21 protein-coding genes are annotated in these 22729 nt (G+C 66.5%); 13 read left to right on the top strand and 8 right to left on the bottom strand.

The features are described 5' to 3' along the window. Nucleotides 1-43: 43 nt before the first annotated feature. Together K5Q19_RS03205 and hemC are read right to left on the bottom strand one after the other, a co-directional pair. A complete protein-coding gene (locus K5Q19_RS03205) occupies nucleotides 44-736 on the bottom strand; it encodes a uroporphyrinogen-III synthase (RefSeq protein ID WP_292941102.1) in 693 nt (230 codons plus the stop codon). Between the two features lie 11 nt (nucleotides 737-747). Then, entirely contained in the window at nucleotides 748-1692 is a 945-nt protein-coding gene (gene hemC, locus K5Q19_RS03200) for a hydroxymethylbilane synthase (protein WP_292941100.1), read from the bottom strand. A 45-nt stretch (nucleotides 1693-1737) separates the two neighbouring features. Between hemC and tsaD the strand changes: the two genes are divergently transcribed. The 4 genes from tsaD to K5Q19_RS03180 all read left to right on the top strand — a co-directional run bounded on the left by tsaD (nucleotide 1738) and on the right by K5Q19_RS03180 (nucleotide 5878). Next, entirely contained in the window at nucleotides 1738-2787 is a 1050-nt protein-coding gene (gene tsaD / locus K5Q19_RS03195; protein ID WP_292941098.1) for a tRNA (adenosine(37)-N6)-threonylcarbamoyltransferase complex transferase subunit TsaD, read from the top strand. Further along, nucleotides 2784-3809 (top strand): NAD(P)H-dependent glycerol-3-phosphate dehydrogenase, encoded by a 1026-nt coding sequence (locus K5Q19_RS03190; RefSeq protein ID WP_292941096.1) that lies wholly within the window; start codon nucleotides 2784-2786, stop codon nucleotides 3807-3809. The genes tsaD and K5Q19_RS03190 overlap by 4 nt, the downstream gene beginning before the upstream one ends. Beyond that, nucleotides 3802-5310, top strand: a complete 1509-nt coding sequence (locus K5Q19_RS03185; protein ID WP_292941095.1) for an oligosaccharide flippase family protein — start codon at nucleotides 3802-3804, stop codon at nucleotides 5308-5310. The genes K5Q19_RS03190 and K5Q19_RS03185 overlap by 8 nt, the downstream gene beginning before the upstream one ends. Nucleotides 5311-5398: 88 nt before the next feature. Next, nucleotides 5399-5878: a hypothetical protein gene (locus K5Q19_RS03180; protein WP_292941093.1), complete on the top strand. Its 480-nt coding sequence runs from the start codon at nucleotides 5399-5401 to the stop codon at nucleotides 5876-5878. On the opposite strand, the gene K5Q19_RS03175 is transcribed toward K5Q19_RS03180, so the two are convergent. Continuing rightward, the gene (locus tag K5Q19_RS03175) at nucleotides 5875-6408 is read right to left on the bottom strand and encodes a hypothetical protein (RefSeq protein ID WP_292941091.1); all 534 of its coding nucleotides are present in this window, start codon (nucleotides 6406-6408) and stop codon (nucleotides 5875-5877) included. The two genes, K5Q19_RS03180 and K5Q19_RS03175, sit on opposite strands and share 4 nt — an antisense overlap. A gap of 129 nt (nucleotides 6409-6537) precedes the next feature. Then, nucleotides 6538-8727 (bottom strand): excinuclease ABC subunit UvrB, encoded by a 2190-nt coding sequence (uvrB, locus tag K5Q19_RS03170; protein WP_292941089.1) that lies wholly within the window; start codon nucleotides 8725-8727, stop codon nucleotides 6538-6540. 276 nt (nucleotides 8728-9003) lie between these two features. Between uvrB and K5Q19_RS03165 the strand changes: the two genes are divergently transcribed. Next, the gene (locus tag K5Q19_RS03165; protein ID WP_292941087.1) at nucleotides 9004-9930 is read left to right on the top strand and encodes a DUF481 domain-containing protein; all 927 of its coding nucleotides are present in this window, start codon (nucleotides 9004-9006) and stop codon (nucleotides 9928-9930) included. 347 nt (nucleotides 9931-10277) lie between these two features. Then, nucleotides 10278-10826, top strand: coding sequence for a DUF3617 domain-containing protein (locus K5Q19_RS03160; protein WP_292941085.1), 549 nt, complete (start codon nucleotides 10278-10280; stop codon nucleotides 10824-10826). Between the two features lie 108 nt (nucleotides 10827-10934). Here the strand turns inward: K5Q19_RS03160 and K5Q19_RS03155 are convergent, their stop codons facing one another. Further along, entirely contained in the window at nucleotides 10935-13007 is a 2073-nt protein-coding gene (locus tag K5Q19_RS03155; RefSeq protein ID WP_292941083.1) for a molybdopterin oxidoreductase family protein, read from the bottom strand. A 183-nt stretch (nucleotides 13008-13190) separates the two neighbouring features. On the opposite strand from K5Q19_RS03155, the gene K5Q19_RS03150 reads away from it, so the two are divergent. The 5 genes from K5Q19_RS03150 to K5Q19_RS03130 all read left to right on the top strand — a co-directional run bounded on the left by K5Q19_RS03150 (nucleotide 13191) and on the right by K5Q19_RS03130 (nucleotide 18202). Next, nucleotides 13191-14624 (top strand): circularly permuted type 2 ATP-grasp protein, encoded by a 1434-nt coding sequence (locus tag K5Q19_RS03150; RefSeq protein WP_292941081.1) that lies wholly within the window; start codon nucleotides 13191-13193, stop codon nucleotides 14622-14624. A gap of 129 nt (nucleotides 14625-14753) precedes the next feature. Beyond that, nucleotides 14754-15701 (top strand): alpha-E domain-containing protein, encoded by a 948-nt coding sequence (locus tag K5Q19_RS03145; RefSeq protein ID WP_292941079.1) that lies wholly within the window; start codon nucleotides 14754-14756, stop codon nucleotides 15699-15701. 29 nt (nucleotides 15702-15730) lie between these two features. After that, on the top strand, nucleotides 15731-16543 hold the full coding sequence (locus tag K5Q19_RS03140) for a transglutaminase family protein (RefSeq protein WP_292941077.1): 813 nt from the start codon (nucleotides 15731-15733) through the stop codon (nucleotides 16541-16543). A gap of 35 nt (nucleotides 16544-16578) precedes the next feature. Beyond that, nucleotides 16579-17343, top strand: coding sequence for a proteasome-type protease (locus tag K5Q19_RS03135; protein ID WP_292941075.1), 765 nt, complete (start codon nucleotides 16579-16581; stop codon nucleotides 17341-17343). Nucleotides 17344-17581: 238 nt separating this feature from the next. After that, nucleotides 17582-18202 (top strand): LuxR C-terminal-related transcriptional regulator, encoded by a 621-nt coding sequence (locus tag K5Q19_RS03130; RefSeq protein WP_292941073.1) that lies wholly within the window; start codon nucleotides 17582-17584, stop codon nucleotides 18200-18202. A gap of 17 nt (nucleotides 18203-18219) precedes the next feature. On the opposite strand, the gene K5Q19_RS03125 is transcribed toward K5Q19_RS03130, so the two are convergent. From K5Q19_RS03125 to K5Q19_RS03115, 3 genes are all read right to left on the bottom strand, one after another. Beyond that, nucleotides 18220-19053: a PhnD/SsuA/transferrin family substrate-binding protein gene (locus K5Q19_RS03125; RefSeq protein ID WP_292941071.1), complete on the bottom strand. Its 834-nt coding sequence runs from the start codon at nucleotides 19051-19053 to the stop codon at nucleotides 18220-18222. Further along, the gene (locus K5Q19_RS03120) at nucleotides 19050-19952 is read right to left on the bottom strand and encodes a fatty acid desaturase (RefSeq protein ID WP_292941069.1); all 903 of its coding nucleotides are present in this window, start codon (nucleotides 19950-19952) and stop codon (nucleotides 19050-19052) included. The genes K5Q19_RS03125 and K5Q19_RS03120 overlap by 4 nt, the downstream gene beginning before the upstream one ends. Before the next feature lie 197 nt (nucleotides 19953-20149). Beyond that, nucleotides 20150-20833, bottom strand: coding sequence for an extensin family protein (locus tag K5Q19_RS03115; RefSeq protein ID WP_292941067.1), 684 nt, complete (start codon nucleotides 20831-20833; stop codon nucleotides 20150-20152). Nucleotides 20834-20992: 159 nt separating this feature from the next. Between K5Q19_RS03115 and K5Q19_RS03110 the strand changes: the two genes are divergently transcribed. Next, a complete protein-coding gene (locus tag K5Q19_RS03110; RefSeq protein WP_292941065.1) occupies nucleotides 20993-22123 on the top strand; it encodes a phosphoserine transaminase in 1131 nt (376 codons plus the stop codon). 145 nt (nucleotides 22124-22268) lie between these two features. After that, nucleotides 22269-22729 (top strand): NAD(P)-dependent oxidoreductase (locus K5Q19_RS03105; protein WP_292941063.1); only part of this gene is annotated, 461 nt, incomplete at its 3' end.

Genomic DNA, 22729 nt, shown 5'->3' with positions numbered 1-22729 from the left:
GCGAACCAAAGGTCATGTCCTGCATAGGATCATTTTTCAGTTGTCAGTGTCCTCTTGGTGACACTTTCTCGCACATTTGAACCGCGAGTGCCAGCACTGCTTGATCGCTTCGTGTCTCAGCAATTTCAATGTTTTGCCAGCCTTCACCCGCCATTAACCCGATTCGCGGGGCAAGACAGGCCAGCGCGATGTTGCCGCGCGCCACGCCGACCCGCGCCGATTCTGCGGCGAAATGGGCGGCAGCCTCGCCGGAATGGAGCAAGACAAGGGCGGGGTTCGCCAGCAATTGGATGAGTTCGGGCGGCATCGGCAGACCGGCCGCGGCATAGACCACCACGTCGTCGACCGCGACGCCTGCAGGCATGGCGAGCGGGACGCGCTTCTCGCCGGCAAGGCGCAGATAGCGTCCCGGTGGCAGCGCGGAGACCATCGGCTGCAAGCCGCCCTCGCCAATCGATGCCACGGTGAAGCCGGCCGCGCTGCCAGTCTCTGCCGTGACGGCGCCGACGGCATGGACGGGCAGGCCCTGCAGCTGCGCAAGTCCCGCGCCGCCGAGTCGAAACACATTGGCGCTGCCGACGAGGAGCGCGCGGTAGGCGGCGGGATCGGGGGCGGACCATGGCGCGGGGGCCATGTCGAACAGCGGATAACCGCGGGCATCAAGGCCAAGCGCCTGCGCGGCGGCCAAAGTGGCGGCGTTTCCCGGTTCGGGGCGGATGACGATGACCGGGATCATCCCGGGTGGCCTCAGCCGCCGGTGAAGTGGCGGCGGATCGCCTCGGGTGCGCTCGCCAGCAGGCTGCGGGCGAGCGCTGCGGGGCCTTCGCTGTCGCCGGCCGGGAAGGTGGCGCTGGCCTCGACTCGCTCGGCGCCATCGGGGCTGAAGAGTGCGGCGCGCAGCGTCAGATCTGCGCCCTCGGCGGTGGTGAGCAGCGCGATCGGGCTATGGCAGGTGCCGCCCAGCCCGCGCAGCAGCGCGCGCTCGGCCATGACGGCGGCGTGGCTCGGCTTGTGATCGATGGCATCGAGCAGCGCGACGAGATCGGTCCGCGCGGCAAGGCATTCGACGCCGATGGCGCCCTGCGCAGGCGCCGGCAGCCAGGTGTCCGCATCGAGCGGGCTGCCGACACCGCTCTGGCCGAGCCGGTTGAGCCCGGCGGCGGCAAGCAGCGTCACATCCGCCTCGCCCGCCTCGAGCTTGCCGAGCCGCGTGGCGACATTCCCGCGGAAGCCGACCACGGTGAGATCGGGCCGGGCATGCAGCATCTGCGCCGCGCGGCGCGGGGCGCTGGTGCCGACGCGGGCACCTGCCGGGATGGCCGCCACGCTCTCCGCGCCGACGAGCACATCGCGCACATCCTCGCGCGGCAGCACCGCAGCAATCATCAGCGCCTCGGGGCGTTCGGTCTCGACATCCTTCATCGAATGGACCGCGAAATCGATGCTGCCATCGGCAAGCCAGGCATCGAGTTCCTTGGTCCACAGCGCCTTGCCGCCGATCTCCGCGAGCGGGCGATCGAGCACCTGATCGCCGCTGGCGACCACGGTGACGAGCTCGACGAAACTCTCTTCCCAGCCATGCGCGGCGCAGAGCCGGCGGCGGGTTTCCTCGGCCTGGGCCATGGCGAGCGGGGAGCGGCGCGTACCCAGCTTGAGCGGGTTTGCTGCGGACGGTGTAGTGAGCGTGTTCATGCGTGACTTGCCGTACCTGCGAATGTCTCTAAGGGAAAGTGTCCCATGGCCCTGATCCTCGGCATCGAATCCTCCTGCGACGAAACCGCCGTCGCCGTGATCGACGGGGCGGGCACCTCGCTCGCCGCGCGCATCGTTGCGCAGCGCATTGCCTCGCAGGATGAGGAACACCGCCCCTATGGCGGCGTTGTGCCAGAAATTGCCGCGCGCGCCCATGCCGAAACCCTCGCGCCCATGGTCGGCGCGGTGCTGCAGGATGCGGGGCTGACTTTGGCGGACATGGATGCGATTGCCGCCACAGCGGGGCCGGGCCTGATCGGCGGGGTGATGGTCGGCCTCGTCACGGCCAAGGCGCTCGCCATGGCGGCTGACAAGCCTCTGCTCGCCGTCAATCATCTCGAAGGCCATGCCCTCTCGGCGCGGCTGGCGGAGCCGGGTCTGGGTTTCCCCTATCTGCTGCTGCTCGCATCAGGCGGGCATTGCCAGATCCTCGAAGTGCGCGGGCTCGGCCAGTATCGCCGCCTTGCGACCACCATCGACGACGCGCTGGGCGAGGCTTTCGACAAGACCGCCAAGATCCTCGGCCTCGGCTTTCCGGGCGGCCCTGCGGTCGAGCGGCTGGCGCGCGAGGGCGATGCGAAAGCCGTCCCGCTGCCGCGTCCGCTTCTGGGCAGCGCAGAGCCGCATTTCTCCTTCGCCGGCCTCAAAAGCGCGGTGATGCGCTCGCGGGATGCCGGGGTGCACCGCAAGGCCGACATCGCCGCTTCGTTCCAGCAGGCGGCGATCGATTGCGTGATCGACCGGACGCGGCGCGCCATGGCGGCTGCGGGGCCGGTGACGGCGCTGGTCGTCGCCGGTGGGGTCGCGGCAAATGCGAGCTTGCGCGGCGCGCTCACGGCATTGGCCGACGAGGCGGGTCTGCCGCTGGTCGCGCCGCCGCCGAAGCTATGCACCGATAATGCCGCGATGATCGGCTGGGCCGGGGCGGAGCGCTTTGCGGCGGGGCTGACCGACCCGCTCGATGTGCTGGCGCGCCCGCGCTGGCCGCTCGATCCCGATGCCGAGCCGGTGCGCGGCGCGGGGGTCAAGGCATGAGCGGGGCTCCTCAGGTCGGCGTCGGAGTCGGCGTTGTCGGGGGCGGCGCATGGGGCACGGCGCTGGCGCAGATGCTGGCGAGCGATGGCCGCGAGGTGCTGCTCTGGGCGCGCGAGGCCGATGTGGTCGAGGCGGTCAACACCGAACACCGCAATCCGCGCTTCCTGCCGGGGTCGGACCTCCACCCGTCGATCCGGGCAACGGGCGCGCTGGCAGACCTTGCCGCGCTGCCGATGCTGCTGATGGTGACACCGGCGCAGCATCTCGGTGCGGTGCTGGGCCAGCTTTCGCCGCGCGGCGCGGATATTGTCCTCTGCGCCAAGGGTATCGAGCAGACCTCGGGACGCCTCATGAGCGATGTGGCCGCCGCCGCCGCGCCCGGCGCGGCGCTGGCGGTGCTCTCCGGCCCGACTTTCGCGCATGAAGTGGCGGATGGGCTGCCGACCGCTGTCACGCTCGCCTGCGCGGGCGGGGAAGCGCAATGGGCGCGGCTGGCGCCGGTGATCGCGCGGCCCGCATTCCGGCCCTACTATTCGGCCGACGTGATCGGCGCTTCCATCGGCGGCGCGGTCAAGAACGTGCTCGCGATTGCCTGCGGCGTGGTCGAAGGGCTGGGCCTTGGTGCCAATGCCCGCGCGGCGCTGATCAGCCGGGGCTTTGCCGAAATGCAGCGCCTCGGCCTCGCGATGGGCGCGGAGGCGGAAACGCTGGCCGGGCTCTCCGGCCTCGGCGATCTGGTGCTGACCTGCTCCTCCTCCGAAAGCCGCAACTTCGCGCTCGGCATGGCGCTTGGCGCGGAAGGCGACCGTACCGGCGGCGCGGCGGCGCTGCTCGCCGAGCGCAGCACGGTGGCCGAAGGCGCCTTCACCGCGCCGGTGCTGGTGCGCGTTGCCGAGGAACGCGGTATCGCCATGCCGATTGCCGAAGGCGTCGCCGCCCTGCTCGAAGGCACCATCAGCCCGCGCGCGCTGGTGGCGAAGTTGCTGGCCCGTCCGCTTCGGGCGGAGGCGCCCCTTGGCTGAATCCGCCACGCCTCTTTCCGCCGAACAGCAGGATATTGCCGCGCTGGCCAAGGGCGGGCGGACCAATTTCCTCGGTTTCCTGCTGCGGCTCGCTGCGCGCATCCCGTTCCTGTTCATCGCCGGGCGGCTCTATGGCGCGGAGGATCTCGGGCGCTTTGCCTCGGCCACCATCGCGGTGGAGCTGGCCGCCCAGCTCGCCACGCTCGGCCAGAAGCGCGGCCTTGCGCAGCAACTCGCCAGTGATGACCGCGACGGCGCCGAAGTGGTCGCCGATGCGCTGCTGCTGTCGGGCTTCGTCTCGGCGGTCATGGCCGCGCTGCTCTATTTCTTCCCGGCGCCGATGTTCCCGACCGGGCACTATACCCAGCTCCAGCGCCTGCTCCCGCTCACCATCGTGCCGCTTGCGCTCGGCGATATCGCGCTGGCCGCGCTCGCCTATCGCTTCGATGTGGGCACCACGGTGCGCGCGCGCTCGGTGGTCGAGCCGTGGACGCTGTCGATCGTCGCAGGGCTGGTGTGGGTGGCGGGCATGGCGTTCCTGCCGATCCGCGAATCCGGGCTGATCCTTGCCTATGTCGCCTCGATCTTCGCCGCGACGCTCACCGCCTTCGTGCCGCTGCTGCGGAGCTATGGCGTGCCGCGCCAGTGGTCGCCGCGCCCGATCGACTTGCTGCGCCTTGCCGGGAGCAACCTGCCGCTCGCCGGTGCCGACGCGGTCGAATGGGGCACGCGCAAGCTCGATCTGTTCCTGCTCGGCGTGTTCCAGGCGCCGCCGGCGGTGGTGGGCATCTACTACGTGGCGCAGCAAGTCGCGACCTTGCCGCAGAAGCTCAAGACCAGCTTCGAGCCGATCCTCGGCCCGGTGATCACGCGCAACCTGCAAGGGGGGAACTTCCCCGCCGTGGCGCGGCAGGTGTGCCAGGTGGGGTTCTGGATCATCGCGGCGCAGGCCGGGGTGGCTCTGGCATTGGGTATTCCCGGCGCAGCGGTGATGGGGCTGGTCGGCCCGGGCTTCGTTGCCGGAACCGCCGCGCTGGCGCTGCTGCTCGCCGCCGAAGTGGCCGCCGCGACCGCCGTGGTGAGCGAGGCGGCGCTGATCTACATCGCGCGGCTGCGCAATCTGTGGATCAGTCTTGCGACGATCGCACTGCAGGCGGCGCTGACGGTGGGCTTCATGCTGGCCGCGCGCCGCGCCGGGCTCGATCCGCTCATGCAGGCGGCAGGCGCAGCGGCGGCGCTGGCCATTTCGCTGGGCTGCGCGTCGCTCGCCAAGTCGTGGCTGCTGGGCAGCCTGCTGGGTGAACGGATCAGCAACTGGCGCTGGCCGCTGATCTGGGCGGCAGCGCCGGCCGTGCTGGTGGGCTTTGCGGCAAAGCTCATGCCCGAATGGGTCGAGCTTGCCTTCGGCATTCCGGCGATCCTCGGCGTCTATGGCGTGGTGATCTGGCGGCGCGGGTTCGGGCCGGAAGATCGCATCCTGTTCAGGAAGCAGGCGCTCTGAAGCGGCCGATGGCGGGCGGCGCCGTCTTGGCTTTGGCGGCTGCGCATGGGAAAGCGCCGGAGAGGTCCGGCAAGTCTTGGGGTGATCGATGATGGAATGGATTCAGGCAAACGCGGTGCTGGTTGGCGCAGTTGCCGTGCTGCTCGTGCTGGCGCTGGTGTTCCTGCTGCGCCGGGGCAAGGCGCTGCCGGAAAAGCGCGAGTATCGCGATGTCCTCTCCGAAGGTGCCGCGCCCGCCGCGCGCAATTCGGCGCTGATCAATGCGCCGCCCGCCGCCGCTATCGAACCGCCGCCGGTGCTGGCGGAAGCACCGCCCGTCGCGGCGGATGAAGGCGATGACCTCACCCGCATCAAGGGCCTTGGTCCCAAGATCAGCACGGCGCTCAGGGCACTCGGCGTCACCCGCTATGCCGAGATCGCGGCGTGGACGGAAGCCGATGTGGCGCGGATCGATGCGCAACTGGGCGCCTTTGCGGGCCGCGCGACGCGGGACAACTGGATCGAGCAGGCCAGGCTGCTGTCGAGCGGGGATACCGCAGCCTACGAGGCGAAGTTTGGAAAGCTCTAGCGTTCCGGGGCGCAGCGCTTGATCAGGCTGCCGGGCACCTCGCTCGCGGGCACCTCGATATGCCCGCCGCCGGGCAGCGTGCCCGCAAACCTCGCCTTGAACAGCTTGAGCCGCAAGTCGCCGGCAGCAATCGCGCCGCGCCACACATAGCCGCTCTGGCCTGGTAGCGCCGTCGCGTCCACCGGCAGGCGCAGGATATAGCCGCTGCCCTGCAAGGCGAAGAGCGCCGAGGCCCCGATCGGCGCGGCGACATTGCGCGTCACCACCAGCGATCCGCTGTGGCATTCCAGGCTGAGCAGCGCCGTCTCGCCCGCATAGCCATAGCGCGCGCCGCTGCCATCCGGCGTCGCGACCCAGCTGCCCTTCACGTCCTTGGGCCGCTCCGTCACGCCCGCGCCGCCGCTGCTAGCCGGCATGGCAACGCGCACGGCATCTAGCGGCACATCCTTGCCGGCTGTCGTCGATGCCGAAGACGAGGAGCAAGCGGCCAGCAGCAGAACCAGCAGGGGAGGCGCGACGCGTGAAATCAAAGCCCGTTCCTTTTGCGGCCCATCAGCGCCGCATCAAAGAGTTCGGAAACAACCAGCCGAAATTCAATCCCGGCGCAAGATAGTGAAACGCGCAGTGCGGTGGAAAGATGTGCGCGTGCGGTGCGGGGTTCACTTCCCCCACTTCCGCTGCGTCTTCCCGAACCGCGTCTTCCTTGTCCCCGGCTTGCCCTCGTTGCTGCGCCCCACAATCGGCGCCTTCTTGTCAGCATCGGGCAGGCCCAGCTCGGTCGCTTCCAGCGCGCGGATTTCGTCGCGCAGGCGGCCTGCCGTTTCGAACTCCAGATCGGCGGCGGCCGCCCGCATCTTGCGTTCCAGCTCCTCGATATAGGCGCGCAGGTTGTGGCCGACGAGGTTGTTGGCCCCGCCTTCCGTCTCGATCTCAACCAGCACGCCGTCGCGGCTCGCGGTGTCGGCCACGATGTCGTGGATGTCGCGCTTGATCGATTCGGGGGTGATGCCGTGGAGTTCGTTGTAGGCCCGCTGCTTTTCGCGCCGCCGGTCGGTCTCGGCAATCGCGCGTTCCATGCTGCCGGTCATGCGGTCGGCATAGAGGATCACCCGGCCATCGACATTGCGCGCGGCGCGGCCGATCGTCTGGATCAGCGAGGTTTCGCTGCGCAGGAAGCCTTCCTTGTCCGCATCGAGAATGCATACCAGCCCGCACTCGGGAATATCGAGCCCCTCGCGCAGCAGGTTGATGCCGACGAGCACGTCATAGACGCCCAGCCGCAGATCGCGGATCAGCTCGATGCGCTCGAGCGTCTCGACGTCGGAATGCATGTAGCGAACGCGCAGGCCCGCCTCGTGCATGAATTCGGTGAGGTCCTCGGCCATGCGCTTGGTCAGCGTCGTCACCAGCGTGCGGTAGCCGTTCTCGGCGGTCTTGCGGCACTCGTTGATGCAGTCCTGCACCTGATCCTCGACCGGGCGGATCTCCACCGGCGGATCGATCAGACCGGTGGGGCGGATCACCTGTTCGGCAAACACGCCGCCCGATTGCTCCATCTCCCAGTGCCCCGGCGTCGCCGAAACCGCCACGGTCTGCGGGCGCATCGCGTCCCATTCGTTGAAGCGCAGCGGGCGGTTGTCGATGCAGCTCGGCAGGCGGAAGCCATATTCCGCCAAGGTGATCTTGCGGCGGTGGTCGCCTTTGGACATCGCGCCGATCTGCGGCACGGTCTGGTGGCTTTCATCCACGAACAGCAGCGCATTGTCCGGCAGGTATTCGAACAGGGTCGGCGGCGGCTCGCCCGGCAGACGTCCGGTCAGAAAGCGCGAATAGTTCTCGATGCCTGCGCAGCTGCCGGTGGCGTGGATCATCTCCAGATCGAAATTGGTGCGCTGCTCCAGCCGCTGCGCCTCCAGCAGCTTGCCTTCCGCTTCCAGTTCCTTGAGCCGCTCGGTGAGTTCAAAGCGGATCGCGTCCGCCGCCTGCTTCATCGTCGGCCCCGGCGTCACATAGTGCGAATTGGCGTAGACGCGGACCTTGGAAAGCTTTGTCCCCGCCTTGCCGGTCAGCGGATCGAACTCGCTGATCGCCTCGATCTCGTCGCCGAAGAACGAGACGCGCCAGGCCATGTCCTCATAGTGCGAGGGGTAGATCTCCAGATTGTCGCCCCGCACGCGGAAATTGCCGCGCTGGAAGGCGGCGTCGTTGCGCTTGTATTGCAAGGCCACCAGCTTGCGGATGATCTCCCCGCTGTCGACGGTCTCGCCAACCTTCAGATCGAAAATCATCGCCGAATAGGTCTCGACCGAGCCGATACCGTAGAGGCACGAGACCGAGGCGACGATGATCACGTCGTCCCGCTCCAGCAGCGCGCGCGTGGCCGAATGGCGCATCCGGTCGATCGCCTCGTTTACCGAGCTTTCCTTCTCGATGTAGGTGTCCGACCGGGGCACATAGGCCTCGGGCTGGTAGTAGTCGTAGTAGGAGACGAAATACTCGACCGCGTTCTCCGGGAAGAAGCTCTTCATCTCGCCATAAAGCTGCGCCGCAAGGATCTTGTTGGGCGCAAGGATCAGCGCGGGGCGCTGCAGTTCCTCGATCACCTTGGCCATCGTGAAGGTCTTGCCCGAGCCTGTCACGCCCAGCAGCACCTGCGTCACCTCACCGTCCTTCGCCGCGGCGACGAGATCGGCGATCGCGGTCGGCTGGTCGCCCGCCGGCTGGTATTCGGAGACGACCTTGAACGGCTTCCCGCCCTCCGATTTCTCGGGCCGCGCCGGCTTGTGCGGCACGAAGTTTGCGGACGTATCGGGCTCTTCCAAGCCCCTGCGGATCACGAGTTCAGCCATGGTGCGAGTATGGGGAACAAACCGCGCACATGCAATCCGCAGGCGTTGCCCGTTGTACCTTTTCTCGCCCCCGGAACCGGCCCTGAATACGTTGTCATGGCCGGCGGTCCCCTGCCGCGACGGATAGGCATGGGGCGGGGTTTGGTGTAACATGGGCCTTGGTAGCGTGATTACCGCAAGCCTCCTTGCGGCCTGTGAAGGATCAGGGAACTGCGGGTTTCTCGGCACATCATCGCGGTCGCGGCCCTTGCCGTCCTGTTACCCCCGGCAGCGGCGATGGCGCAGGATGCGGGGCCAGTTGCCGAAGCGGGGCCCTTGCCCTCCGCCATGATGGATGTGCTGGCGGCAGTCGAGGCGACGCACGATCAGCGCGCGCTCGATGCCCTCGTGCAATATCTGCAGCAGGCGAACCCGCAAGCGCAGGCCGCCCTCTCGGCGTGGGCCGCACGTCGCAGCCTCGCAGTGTGGCTGGCCGAGCCCGCCCCGCTGGCGAAACGGGACATCAAGGTCGAGCTGCCGGCGCAGCACTCCGAAGCATTGCAGCTGGCCTTGCTCGATGTGCCCACGAAATGGAGCGGCGAGGGGGAGCTGGGCGCCTTCGTCAGCACCGGCAGCGCGCCGGGTTCAGGCTTTGTCGGGCGCCTCACCGTGATCGCTGAGCGGGGGCGCTGGCGCGTCGCCACCTCGGGCCGGATCGACTATCAGAAGAACTCCGACGCGGTTGCCCGAAACCAGATCAGGCTGACGCTGGAGCCCAATTACAAGTTCGATAACCACGGCTATGTCTTCGGACTCGGCCAGTATGAGCGTGATCGCTTCCAGGGCTTCACGGACCGGTACAGCCTGTCGGCCGGGCTCGGGTACAATCTGCTCGAGGGCGACGACCGCAAGCTGAGCATCAAGGCCGGCCCCGCCATGCGCGTGACGCAGCCGGTGGAGGGACCGCGGGAGCAGACGCTATCGGCAGTCGCGCTGGCCGATCTCAAGGTCAGGCTCACCCCCACGCTGAACTACAGCCAGGAAGTCAGCACCTATTTCGATGCGGTCCGCCGGACCTACTACACACTGGCCGCGCTGGATTCGCGTCTCAGCAGCAAACTCAAGGCCCGGCTTTCCTACACGCTGCAGCATGAATCCGGCTCCGGCGTCGCGCGCACTCTGACGGACACCACCAGCCGGCTTACCCTGCTCTACGGGTTCTAGAGCCTGTCCTGATGAGGTGGAGGCATCGGCACGGAGCCGGTTTTGGCCCAGCGCGAGGCGAGAGGAGGGAGCTATGCTTGACGCATAGTGACCGACGATCAACGCTGCGATGGGCCAAAAGCGGCCCGCCCCTTCGGGGTCGCGTCAGGAAGCCTCTCGGACAGCGTCGCGCCGCTGGCACGGGCTACCAGCCCGCACTGCGCGGCGCTCCTTGCCGAGAAGCTTCCTGACGCGATGACGATGCCTCCACCTCATCAGGACAGGCTCTAGGCCTGTGACGCGCATCATTGGAAATCCGCCGATGGGGTGTTAGCCCTGTCCCGAAACCAGTGAGAGGACCTCAACCCATGCGCCTGCCCCTTCTGCCCCTCGTGGCTCTTTCGACTGTGCTGGCGCTGGCCGGGTGCGGCAGCGGCAAGACCGTGACCGCGACCAACGAAAGCGTCTCGGACGTGGCCAAGAAGGTTTCCGAGGCCGGACTCAAGTTCAATCCCGGGCGGTGGGAATCGACGATGAAGTTCGTCAAGCTCGAGATGGAAGGAATGCCGCCCGAGGCGAAGGAGATGATGTCGAAGATCCTCGGCAAGGACCGCACTTTCGCCACCTGCCTCTCCAAGGAAGAGGCAGAGAAGCCGGACGCCAAGTTCTTCGGCCAGGCCGATGCGCGCTGCAAGTACGATAATTTTGCGATGGGCGGCGGCAAGATCGACGCCAAGATGACCTGCAAGGCCGAACAGGGCGCGCAGACGATGACGATGCAGGGCAACTACACCGCCGAGTCCTATCAGATGACGATGTCGATCAATGGCGCCGGGCCGCAGGGCAAGGCGATGTCGATGCAGATGGAAGTCAGCTCCAAGCACAATGGCGCGTGCACGGGCAAGGAAGAGGGCTGAGGCGGGGGAACTCCTCCCCCCACCGTTCGTGTCGAGCAAAGTCGAGCCACCAAACGCGGGGTGTCTCGACTTCGCTGACCACGAACACCTGATGGGAACCGCCGTTTCCTACGCCGCTTCCAACTCCGCCTTGGCGACTTCCACCTGCACCCCCGAAAGCGCGGCGTTCCCTGAAAGCGGATCGAGCGCCCCCGATTCCGTCAGCGCGTTGGCGCTCACCCCGGCGCGAGCCCGCGCGACCTGCATCGCCATGCCGGGCAGATCGTGCCCCCAGCCGTGGGGGATGGAAACGGTGCCCGGCATCATGTCGTCCGTCACCTCGGCGGGGATGGTCACTTCGCCCGAGGAGGAGCGAACGGTGGCCAGGTCGCCATCGGCCAGCCCGAGCGGCGCGGCATCCTGCGGGTGGATCATCAGGGTGCAGCGGTTCGGCCCCTTGGTCAGGCGGTGGCTGTTGGCGAGCCACGAATTGTTGGTCCGCAGGTGCCGCCGCCCGATCAGGGTCAGCTTGCCGCTTTCGGGCACCTCCACGTCCAGCGCGGCGAGGGCTTCCATGAAGGCGGGCACAGCGCAGGCCACCGTCTGATCGTCGCTGCGCAGCCGTTCCGGTAGGACCCCCGTCTTCGGCGCCCCGAAATCGAGGCCCGAAGGCGCGGCCTCCACTTCGGCGAGCGAGACCTTGTAGGGGCCGGTCTTGAGCAGGTGATCCAGTGCCTCGCGCGGGGTCGGCTCCTGCACCGGCTGGCCGCTGATGGCCTGGGCAAGGCCGCGCAGGATTTCCCAATCGTGGAGCGCTGCCGGGTCCTCGCGTTCCAGCGTGGGCTTGGAATAGGCGGCGATATTGCGCACCGCCATCGGCAGCAGGAACAGGCCGTAGTGATCGCGTTCCAGCGGCCCCGTCGGCGGCAAGATATAGTGCGCGCGGCGGCTGGTGGCGTTGCGGTACATGTCGACCGAGACCATCAGGTCCAGGCCCGCCAGCGCCTTGTCGAGCCGGGGGCCGTTGGGCGTCGAAAGCACCGGATTGCCCGCCACCACGAACAGCGCCTTGATCTGGCCCGGCCCCTCGGTCTCGATCTCTTCGGCCAGCGCGGCGGCGGGAAATTCGCCCAGCACCGACTTGTGGCCTGATACGCGCGAGGTGAACTTGCCGAGCGAGCCGCGCGGCAGCATGGAAATGGTGTCCAGCGCGGGGATCGGGAACACGGTGCCGCCTTCGCGGTCGAGCTGCCCGGCGGCGATGTTGATCAGGGCGATCAGCCATGCGTTCAAGGTGCCGTGCCGCTGCGTGGCGATACCAAGCCGGCCATAGAGCGCGGCCGGACCCGCAGTCAGCCGCTCAGCCATCCATGCAACGTCGTCTGCCGAGACACCCGAAGCCGCAAGGCACGCCGCATCATCAAACCGGGCGAGCAGCGCGGCCACTTCATCCAGCCCGGTCACGAAGTCCTGCACCGGCTGGAACGGCCGCCGCGCCATCACCGCCTTGAGCAGCGCCACCAGCAGGAACACGTCGCTCGCAGGCTTCACAAACAGATGCCGGTCGGCGATCTTGGCGGTCTCCGTGCGGCGCGGATCGATCACCACCAGCTGTCCGCCGCGGGCCTTCAGTGCGCGCACCCGATTGCGGAAATCGGGCACGGTCCAGACCGATCCGTTCGACGCCATCGGATTACCGCCGATCACGATCAGCGTTTCGGTGCGGTCGATATCCGGAATGCCGAACATGCTGGCGTGGCCATATAGCAGCAGGTTCGCCACCTGATGTGGCATCTGGTCCACCGTGCTCGCCGAAAACTGGTTCTTCGTCCCCAGCGCCTTGGTCAGGTGGTGCGCGTTGAGCGCATTGCCATAGGAGTGCGCATTGGGATTGCCGATATAGGTCGCGGTGCTGGCCGGATCGCGCGCGAGGATGGCGCGCGTCTTCTCGCCGATCTCGCGGAAGGCCTGTTCCCAGCTGATGTCGTGCCAGTCCTCACCCACGCGCTTCTGGGGCCTCCGCAGGCGGTCGGGATCGTTCTGCAGGTCTTCCAGCGCAGTCGCCTTGGGGCAGATGTGCCCGCGCGAAAGCGGATTGTCCGGATCGCCCTTGATCGAGAGGACGCGGCGCCCTTCAACCTCCACGAGCACGCCGCAATTGGCTTCGCAGATATGGCAGGTGCGGTGATGGATCTCGCCCATGGCTTGCTCTCTCCCGGAAATTAGCCGTGCGATTAAACGTGTCACCTTGGCCTGCCCAAGGCAAGCGCGAAGCGGCGAAACACTTCGCCGCGCAATTCGATTACAATTATGTCTCGCACATGCAGCATGGCGCTTGGCAAACTCCGCGCGCTGTGCAAGCTTCATGCGCATCGGGATGATCGCATGAAAGCAGCCTCGCCCTCATCGTATGATGAGATGTTTGCCGCCGATGGCTCGGTGCGCGCGGCCTATCGCGGCTATGAACAGTGGTACGCGGAGCAGCCCGCCGATCTTCTGCGCCGCAAGGCGACCGAGGCCGAGGCTTTCTTCCGCCGCACCGGAATCACCTTCAACGTCTATGGCAACGAGGATGCCGAAGAGCGGCTGATCCCGTTCGACATGGTGCCGCGTATCATCGCCGCGCATCAGTGGCGCCGCCTTTCCCGCGGGATCGAGCAGCGGGTGCGCGCGCTCAATGCGTTCCTCCATGATCTGTATCACCGCCAGGAAATCGTCCGCTCGGGCCGCCTGCCCGCGCGCCTGCTGGAAAAGAACCCCGCTTTCCTGCCGCAGATGGTCGGCTTCACGCCGCCGGGCGGGGTCTACACCCATATCGTCGGCATCGATCTCGTCCGCACTGGCGAGGACGAGTTCATGGTGCTCGAAGACAACGCGCGTACCCCCTCCGGCGTCTCCTACATGCTGGAGAACCGCGAAACGATGATGGCAATGTTCCCGGAGCTGTTCACGCGGGTCCGCGTGCGCGAGGTTTCGGACTATCCCCGCCGCCTTGCGCGCAGCCTTGCCGCTTGCCTGCCGCCCGCCGCCAAGGGGCACCAGCCTGTCGTCGCGGTGCTCACGCCGGGCATCTACAACTCGGCCTATTTCGAGCACGCGTTCCTGGCGGACCAGATGGGCGCCGAACTGGTCGAGGGCAGCGACTTGCGCATCGAGAACGGCCGCATCGCCATGCGCACCACGCAGGGCTACCAGCCGATCGACGTGCTCTATCGCCGGGTTGACGATGACTATCTCGATCCGCTGACCTTCAAGCCTGAAAGCCAGCTCGGCGTCTCGGGCATCATGGACGTTTACCGCGCGGGCGGCATCACCATCGCCAACGCTCCGGGCACGGGCATTGCCGATGACAAGGCGATCTATTCGTTCATGCCCGAAATCGTCGAGTTCTACACCGGCGAAAAGCCGATCCTGCCCAACGTCCCCACCTGGCGCTGCTCGGAACCGGATGCGCTCAAGTACGTGCTTGAACACCTCTCCGAGCTGGTGGTGAAGGAAGTCCACGGCTCGGGCGGCTACGGCATGCTCATCGGGCCGACCTCGTCGAAGAAGGAAATCGCCGCCTTCGCCGCCAAGCTCGCCGCGCGCCCGCACAACTACATCGCGCAGCCCACGCTTTCGCTGTCCACCGTGCCGATCCTCAGCCGCGCCGGGCTCACCCCGCGCCATGTGGACCTCAGGCCCTTCGTGCTCGTCTCCCCCGCCGGGATCGACATTACCCCCGGTGGGCTCACCCGCGTTGCACTCAAGAAGGGCTCGCTCGTGGTGAACTCGTCGCAGGGCGGGGGCACCAAGGATAGCTGGGTGCTGGATGACTAAGCCTGCGCTTCTCCTCCCCGTTCGCCCCGAGCGAAGTCGAGGGGCCGGTTCGAGCGTAGCCGAGAACCGGAACGCGCGTAGCCTCGACTTCGCTCGGGACGAACGGATTTTTATGGCGAGGACCTGCCCATGTTAGGCAGAAGCGCCAACGGCATTTTCTGGCTGTTCCGCAATCTCGAGCGGGCGGAGAACACCGCGCGCCTGATCGAGGCCGGCTTCCGCATGGCGCTCACCCGCGATGCGCGCGATGCCAGTGACGAGTGGCGCTCGGTCATCGTCACACTCGGCCTGCGGCAGCTTTTCGAAGCCAAGTTCGGCTCCGACTATGCTGGCCCCAACGTGATCAACTTCATCCTGCGTGATCGTGACAATCCCGGCAACGTCCTCACGATGTGCGAACTGGCGCGGACGAACGCGCGCATGGTTCGCGCCGGGATCACGCGCGAGGTGTGGGAATCGGTCAACGATAGCTGGCTCAAGATGCGCGAGCTGCTCGCCCGGCCGGTCACCGAAACGCGGCTCGGCGATGTGCTTGATACCCTTCGCCGCCAGTCGACCCAGGTGCGCGGCGCGATGGAAGGCACCATGCTGCGCAACGAGATCTACAATTTCGCACGCATCGGCAGCTTCATCGAGCGGGCGGACAACACCGCGCGCATCCTCGATGTGAAGTACTACGTGCTGCTGCCGTCGATTTCCTATGTCGGCTCCAGCCTTGATAACGTGCAGTGGGAAAACGTGCTGCGCAGCCTTGCGGGCGAACGCGCCTACCGCTGGCTCAACGCGGGCCGCATGGAAGCGCGCGGGATCGCCGAATTCCTCATCCTCGATAGCCGTTTCCCGCGCAGCCTCGCCTTCTGCTACGGCAAGCTGCGGTCGAACCTCGAACACCTCGCGCGCGAATACGGCTGCGAGACCGACGCCCACGCCATCCTGCGCGAGGCGGATTGCGATCTCCACACGATCACGATCGACGCGATCTTCGAGCAGGGCCTGCACGAATACATCGCGAAGTTCATCAGCCGTAACACGCGGCTCGCCAACCAGATCCAGTACGACTACCGGTTCATAGACTAGGCGCTTCATCGACTAAGGGAATTGGACGTTTGCGGCTCTGGGTTGATCATACCACGCACTACACGTTTTCCGCCCCCGCTGCGCGCGGGTTGCAGCGGCTGCGCCTCACGCCCAAGACCAGTGCGGGCCAGTCGATCGTCTCGTGGAAGATCGGGCTCGAAGGCGCGCGGCTGGAAGTCGAGTATGACGACGAGAACGCCAATCACGTCACGCTGATCGCGTTCGAGCCGGGCGTCACCGAAGTGACGATCCGCTGCGAGGGCGTGGTCGATACCAACGACAAGGCCGGCATTGTCGGTCACCACGCTGGCTATCTCCCGCTGTGGCACTTCCGCCAGCCGACCGAGCTCACCAGCGGCGGCCCGCGCCTGCGCGCGCTGATTGCCGGCCTTTCGGGCAAGCAGGATACGCTGGAGAAGCTCCACACGCTTTCCGCCCTGGTGCGCGGTTCGGTCGAATATGCCTCGGGCCATACCGATACGGCCAGCAGCGCCGAGGCCGTGCTCGCCGCCGGGCACGGCGTGTGTCAGGATCATGCGCACGTGTTCATCGCGGCGGCGCGCGCGCTCGGCGTGCCCGCGCGCTATGTCAGCGGCTATCTGATGATGAAGGACCGCGTCGAGCAGGATGCCGGCCACGCCTGGGCCGAAGCCTTGGTCGAAGGGCTCGGCTGGGTCGGTTTCGACATTTCCAACGGGATTTCCCCCGATCCCCACTATGTCCGCGTTGCCACAGGCAGAGATTATCGCGATGCCGCCCCGGTAACCGGTATCCGATATGGCGCTTACGACGAAACCCTCCACGTGAAGCTTGCCGTTGCGCAGCAGCGTGTGGAACAGTGAACCCGCACGCGAGTCCAGATAAGGGGGCAGGACCGATGACCTATTGCGTGGGGATGGTGCTCGACAAGGGCCTCGTGCTGATGAGCGATACCCGGACGAATTCGGGCGTCGACAATATTTCCGTGTTCCGGAAGATGTTTACCTGGTCGGTGCCGGGCGAGCGGATCATCTCGATCATGACCGCGGGCAACCTCGCCACCACGCAATCGGTGATCAGCCAGCTTGAGGAGCGCAACAAGGCGCCGGGCGAACGGCGGCCCTCGATCCTCGATGCGCCGACGATGTTTCAGGTCGCAACGGTCGTCGGGCGCCTGCTCAGCGATGTGATCGAGGGGCGGCAGGATTCGGTCATGCAGGGCGCCGGCGGCCAGAGCGAAGGGCCGCGCTTCACCGCTTCGATGATCGTGGCCGGCCAGATCAAGGACATGGAGCCGCGTCTCTTCCTCATCTACCCCGAAGGCAATTTCATCGAGGCCTCGTTCGATACGCCCTTCTTCCAGATCGGTGAGACCAAGTATGGCCGCCCGATCCTCGTGCGCGGCTACGACAAGGCGATGAGCTTCGAGGATGCGGTCAAGCTGCTGATGGTCTCGTTCGATTCGACGCTCGCCGCCAATCTCTCCGTCGGCCTGCCCTTCGATCTCATGGTGATCGAGCGCGACAAGTTCGAGCCGCTGCACCACAAGCGGATCACGGCCGAAGATCCGTTCTTCAAGCTGATTTCCTCAAGCTGGGGCGAGGCGCTGCGCTCGGCGTTCTACTCGCTGCCCGATTACAGCTTCGAGGAACGGGATACCTGATCCGCGTCCCGTTTCGTTAACGCACCGGCGCATAGGGGCAAATACCTATCCATATAGGTTCATGCTGCGGGGTGCGCCGAAGGGGCGTTACTTAGCACCATTGCGGGCCAATTTGCTCCATTCCGGAGCATAAAACCCTAAGGTATCCGCGTATCTAGCCCGAAAAGCGGCGCTTGTGGGTTCAGAACGAAACTAACCGCGTTGGCGTGCAGGGCCGTGTTCATGGTTTGGTTAACCCATGATCGAACGCGTCACCCTCCATGTCCTCGATAGCGACTCAGCCCGCCGGGCCCAGCTCGCTCGTCTCGCATTTGCCGCCGGGCATCATGCGGAAATCTATGCCCACGCGGATGAGCTGCTCGGCCATGCGCCGGCGGGCGGTCTCGTCCTCGCGCAGGATGAGCCGGTGGGCGAAGGGATCACCAGCCTCGTCAGTGCCATGATGCGCGCCGGGCAGTGGTTGCCGATCATCGCCATTGCGGAGGCACCCACGATCGATGCGGTGGTCGCCGCGATCAAGGCCGGCGCGCTGGATTACCTCACCATGCCCGATCAGATCGCACCGCTCAACGAAGCGGTGGCTCGTAGCGCCCGCCAGGCCGATGCCCAGCGCCAGCAACGCGCCCGCGCCGCCGAAGCCCGCCAGCGCATCAGCCGCCTTTCGATGCGTGAGCGCGAAGTGCTAGACCGGCTGGCGGAAGGCTTCAGCAACAAGGCCATCGCGCGCGACCTCGAAATCAGCCCGCGCACGGTCGAAATCCACCGCATGAAGATGATGGGCAAACTGGGCGCCCGCCATGCTGCCGAGGCGGTGCGCCTGCGGATAGAGGCCAGCGGTCCCGGGGATATCGCGGCCTGAGGGGGCCAGCTGGAGCCTCAAAATGAGGTGTTGGTCCCTATATCGGGTTTCATGATCCCAGCAGCATAGGCTTCGCGCTCCAGTTCCAGCACTTCGTCATAGGCCGAGGCGGCGATCACCTCCGCGCCGAGCAGCAACAAGGCTGCGCGCGCTTCCTCCAGCTCGGGCGTCGCCATTGCCGCGAGCAGCGCTTCCTGCACCAGCTGCGCCACGGGTTCGGGTATGGCCTGCGCGGTCACGAAGGGCAGGGCGGGAACCTTGCGCGAGACGGCGATCACCCGCAGCGCTTCAGGAAGGCCGGGATAACTCGCCTTGGCAGCGGCGAAGGTCACCGCGTCAATCGCCGCCAGCGCCGCCTCGCCCGCCGCAACCGCGCGCATGCTGGCCACATGGCCGCCCGTGCGGACAAAACCGGAGAAGAACGGGCCGGGTCCGCACTGCTCGGCGATGGTGTGGCGCAGCAGGTTTGTGCCGGTGTTGGAGGCCGGTTCGTTGATTGCGGCCACCGCGCCGCGAAAGTCCTCCAGCGCCGTGCGCGCATCTCCGGCGCGGGCAACGATCACGCTGCAATGGCGCGTCCCCTCGCAATGCGGCGCGCCATAGCGCGGCACCGCCAGCACGCGCAGGTGCTGCTTGTGAAAGCGCGCTAGGGGATATCCGCAGGCTTGGCCAAACAGCAGCGCCGGATCGGGCCACAGCATGTCTGGCGTGTGGTCCCGCTCAAGGCTCGGCGGCACATCGGTCACACCCTCTGCGCGCAGGCGAGCAGCGATCCATGCCCAGAGCCTGTCATTTGCGGTACGCTGGGCGGGGTGATCGTACATGCCCAGCGAGGCGACGAGGCCGCTCATCCTCCGGTTGGCTGCCGGTACTCGGGATGGATCAACTCGTCATGCGGGCGCAGCGCAAAGCGACGAAACAGGGCCAGATAGGAGGGGTAGACCGGGCCCGGGGGCACCTTGTCCCGACGCTCCGCGTGGAAGCGCGGCAGGCGGTACCAGGCAAGGTCCGGCTTGGCGTGGTGCGCGGCATGCAGGTTGTTGTTGAGATAGAGCAGCGCGAAGATACCGCCGTGCTCCACCGTCGCAGCGCGGCGCGCCGGATCGGGATCGGAGCGGTGCTCGGCATGGCTGCGCAGCAGCGACAGCGACGTGCCGGGATAGACGAAGCAGAGCAGATACGTGCCAAGATCGAGCCCGCACCGGTTCAGCCACAGCCCAATCGCCGCAACGCCCGCCAGATGGGGCACCCAGTCGCGCAGGAACTGCGCTGGTTCCTTAGGCAGCCGCGCCAGTTCCTCCACCAGAGTGCGCGCCACCACGATTGGCGGACCGAGAACAAGCCGACCGACCAGCGTCTGCTGCACGCGCTCGCTCCACCACAACACGGTGCCTTCGCGGGCGACGTACTTCGATTCCGGATCGTCAAACGGATCGGTTGTCTTCCGCGTCGCATGGTGCGCCACGTGGCTGCGGTAGTAGACTTCGTAAGGCAGCCAGAAATTGATCGGCGGCCAGCCGATCAGCGTGTTGACCAGCGGGCTGCGGGTCGGGTGGCCGTGGATCGTCTCATGCTGCAGCGAATTGTGCCAGGCGCTGATCCAGCCACCAGCGAGGACCAGCACAATGCCCGGGATGGCGGCATGCCAGTATGTCAGCGCGAACCAGCCACCATAGATCGTGACCGCAAGCAACAAGGTCGGCCATTCGACCCAGCCTTGCGGACGGCGCGGCGAACCTCGCATGCGCATCAGGCCGTCCCTCCACGGCTTCTAGCAGACGACAAACAGACAGCAGCACCCGCTATCGCGAATGCGAAAGCATAACGAATCATGGCAGTCCCACCTAGCCCTGCACGCTACTCAACAAACTCGGTTGAGAAGGGCAAGTGAGGATATGTTAATTGCAGAGGAGTTCAGGTTCTAGCAGCCACGTGCCGCGCCTGCGGTCATTGGCAGAACGGCCTGCCGCCGCCGACCTCAAGATGGAAATGATCGCGGTGCGCGGCGTTGTATTCCGGGCTGAGTACCGTGCCGAAGCGCTTGCAGGCGCTGCTCCGGATCGTGGCGAGGAACGCGCGAATCTGCGGGTTCTCGCTGTCCCAATCGCGCAGAACGGTGATGCGCCGCCCGTCCGCCAGCACGAAGCCGCTGACATCGACGGCATTGGCGCTGGCATGGGCGGAAAGGCGACTGGTGCCCGCCACGTTGCGGCAGGCATAGCTGCCCATTGTCTCAATCCGCACCAGCGGACTGCCAAGGATTGCCCGCGCGGCGCGGTCCACGCCGAAGCGCGCCCAGCCCGAAAGGGTATTGGCCAGCGGGCAGGTCACCGGGCCAAGATTCGAGATCTGCAGCATCCCGCCATCGCTGCGCAGCGAGGCGAGTCGCACCGCGCCCACCGCCGAGCATCCCGCGCCGTAGTACTGGTCGGCCAGCGGGGTGAAGTTCGCATAGGCCTGGCTGAGATTGGCAAGGCACATGCGGTTTTCCGGCGCCGCAGGCGGGTTCCACGTGGTCGCCGTGCGCACTGGCCGCGGGGCCGGCTCCGGCGCGTTAACGCAGCCCGTCAGCATCGATGACACGGTCAGTGCCAGCAACATGAAGCGGGCGAAGGAACGGCTGAACACCATGTGGTGAGTGTGCCGCCACCATGGTTAATTTGGCCTTAGCGCAGACCTTAAGGAGAGCTCTGCCCCTAACGCAGGTTGACAGGGCGGCCCTTGGCACTATGCACGGCGCCGGGCCACGCGGTCCCAACGCCGCGCGTGCTCTCTGCAAGGAGAGACTACATGACTGCTTCGATGCCGGCGCGCAAACCCGCGCGCCCTCACTTCTCGTCCGGCCCCTGCGCCAAGCCGCCCGGATACGATCCCGCCAAACTCATGACCGAAGTGCTCGGGCGTTCGCATCGCTCGAAGATCGGCAAGGCGCGCCTCCAGCTCTGTATCGATCTGATGCGCGAAGTGCTGGGCCTGCCCGATACGCACCGCATCGGCATTGTGCCGGGTTCGGACACCGGCGCTTTCGAAATGGCGATGTGGACGATGCTGGGCGCCCGCGGCGTGACTACGCTGGCCTGGGAAAGCTTCGGTGAGGGCTGGGTGACCGACGCCGCCAAGCAACTCAAGCTCGATCCGACAATCGTGCGCGCCGACTACGGCCAGCTTCCCGATCTTGCCGCCATCGACTTCTCGACCGACGTGCTGTTCACCTGGAACGGCACCACCTCGGGCGTCCGCGTCCCCAACGGTGACTGGATCCCCGAGACCCGCGAGGGCCTGACCTTTGCCGACGCCACCAGCGCGGTCTTTGCCTACGACATTCCGTGGGACAAGATCGATGTCGCCACCTTCTCTTGGCAGAAAGTGCTGGGCGGCGAAGGCGGCCACGGCGTCCTCATCCTCGGCCCCCGCGCCGTCGAGCGCCTCGAAACCTACACCCCGGCCTGGCCGCTCCCCAAGGTGTTCCGCCTCGTTTCCAAGGGCAAGCTCACCGAGGGCGTGTTCAAGGGCGAGACGATCAACACCCCCTCGATGCTCGCGGTCGAAGACGCGATCTTCGCGCTCGAATGGGCCAAGTCGGTCGGCGGCCTCGAAGGCCTCAAGGCGCGCTGCGCTGCCAATGCCGCCGCGCTCGACAAGCTGGTGCAGGAGCGCGACTGGCTCGGCCACCTCGCCGCCGATCCCGCCTCGCGCTCGATGACGTCGGTGTGCCTCACCGTCGAAGGCGCGGACGAGGCTCTGATCAAGGCGTTTGCCGGCCTCCTCGAGAAGGCGGGCGCGGCGTATGACGTGGCGGGCTACCGCGACGCGCCTCCGGGCCTGCGCATCTGGTGCGGCGCCACCGTAGATGCCGCGGATATCGCCGATCTCGGCCCCTGGCTCGATTGGGCCTGGGCCGAAGTTCACGCGACTGCCTGACCCCCAATAGCCCTCTCCCCTTGAGGGGAGAGGGTTGGGAGAGGGGCACTAACGCAACCTTTCCAAACATTTCCAACCACAGGGCCGGACGAGACCCATTCCCCTCTCCCCGGCCCTCTCCCCTGAAGGGGAGAGGGAGACAATCATGACCAAGCCCCGCGTTCTCATTTCCGACAAGATGGACCCCAACGCCGCCCGCATTTTCGAAGAAAAGGGCTGCCAGGTCGATGTCATCACCGGCGAAACCCCGGAACAGCTGATCGCCCGCATCGGCGAGTATGATGGCCTCGCCATCCGCTCCTCGACCAAGGTCACCAAGGCGATCCTCGATGCCGCCACCAACCTCAAGGTGATCGGCCGCGCCGGTATCGGCGTCGACAATGTCGATATCCCCTATGCCTCGACCAGGGGCGTGGTGGTGATGAACACCCCGTTCGGCAACTCGATCACCACCGCCGAACACGCCATCGCCCTCATGTTTGCGCTCGCGCGCCAGATCCCGGAAGCGAACGCGCAGACCCAGCAGGGCCTCTGGCCGAAGAACGGCTTCATGGGCGTCGAAGTCACCGGCAAGACGCTCGGCCTCATCGGCGCGGGCAATATCGG

This window comes from Novosphingobium sp. (assembly GCF_019748365.1).
Lineage (GTDB): Bacteria > Pseudomonadota > Alphaproteobacteria > Sphingomonadales > Sphingomonadaceae > Novosphingobium.
Note: the sequence above shows the minus strand (reverse complement) of the source record. Positions and strands in the feature narration are given on the sequence as shown.

What these genes read in the sequence shown, in the direction of transcription:
- K5Q19_RS03110 (WP_292941065.1), top strand. Translation starts at nt 20,993, where the DNA reads ATGACTGCTTCGATGCCGGCGCGCAAACCCGCGCGCCCTCACTTCTCG.
- tsaD (WP_292941098.1), top strand. Translation starts at nt 1,738, where the DNA reads ATGGCCCTGATCCTCGGCATCGAATCCTCCTGCGACGAAACCGCCGTC.
- K5Q19_RS03205 (WP_292941102.1), bottom strand. Translation starts at nt 736, where the DNA reads ATGATCCCGGTCATCGTCATCCGCCCCGAACCGGGAAACGCCGCCACT.
- K5Q19_RS03180 (WP_292941093.1), top strand. Translation starts at nt 5,399, where the DNA reads ATGATGGAATGGATTCAGGCAAACGCGGTGCTGGTTGGCGCAGTTGCC.
- K5Q19_RS03125 (WP_292941071.1), bottom strand. Translation starts at nt 19,053, where the DNA reads ATGAGCGGCCTCGTCGCCTCGCTGGGCATGTACGATCACCCCGCCCAG.
- K5Q19_RS03155 (WP_292941083.1), bottom strand. Translation starts at nt 13,007, where the DNA reads ATGGGCGAGATCCATCACCGCACCTGCCATATCTGCGAAGCCAATTGC.
- K5Q19_RS03130 (WP_292941073.1), top strand. Translation starts at nt 17,582, where the DNA reads ATGATCGAACGCGTCACCCTCCATGTCCTCGATAGCGACTCAGCCCGC.
- K5Q19_RS03190 (WP_292941096.1), top strand. Translation starts at nt 2,784, where the DNA reads ATGAGCGGGGCTCCTCAGGTCGGCGTCGGAGTCGGCGTTGTCGGGGGC.
- K5Q19_RS03145 (WP_292941079.1), top strand. Translation starts at nt 14,754, where the DNA reads ATGTTAGGCAGAAGCGCCAACGGCATTTTCTGGCTGTTCCGCAATCTC.
- hemC (WP_292941100.1), bottom strand. Translation starts at nt 1,692, where the DNA reads ATGAACACGCTCACTACACCGTCCGCAGCAAACCCGCTCAAGCTGGGT.
- K5Q19_RS03150 (WP_292941081.1), top strand. Translation starts at nt 13,191, where the DNA reads ATGAAAGCAGCCTCGCCCTCATCGTATGATGAGATGTTTGCCGCCGAT.
- uvrB (WP_292941089.1), bottom strand. Translation starts at nt 8,727, where the DNA reads ATGGCTGAACTCGTGATCCGCAGGGGCTTGGAAGAGCCCGATACGTCC.
- K5Q19_RS03135 (WP_292941075.1), top strand. Translation starts at nt 16,579, where the DNA reads ATGACCTATTGCGTGGGGATGGTGCTCGACAAGGGCCTCGTGCTGATG.
- K5Q19_RS03120 (WP_292941069.1), bottom strand. Translation starts at nt 19,952, where the DNA reads ATGCGCATGCGAGGTTCGCCGCGCCGTCCGCAAGGCTGGGTCGAATGG.
- K5Q19_RS03165 (WP_292941087.1), top strand. Translation starts at nt 9,004, where the DNA reads ATGGCGCAGGATGCGGGGCCAGTTGCCGAAGCGGGGCCCTTGCCCTCC.
- K5Q19_RS03115 (WP_292941067.1), bottom strand. Translation starts at nt 20,833, where the DNA reads ATGGTGTTCAGCCGTTCCTTCGCCCGCTTCATGTTGCTGGCACTGACC.
- K5Q19_RS03160 (WP_292941085.1), top strand. Translation starts at nt 10,278, where the DNA reads ATGCGCCTGCCCCTTCTGCCCCTCGTGGCTCTTTCGACTGTGCTGGCG.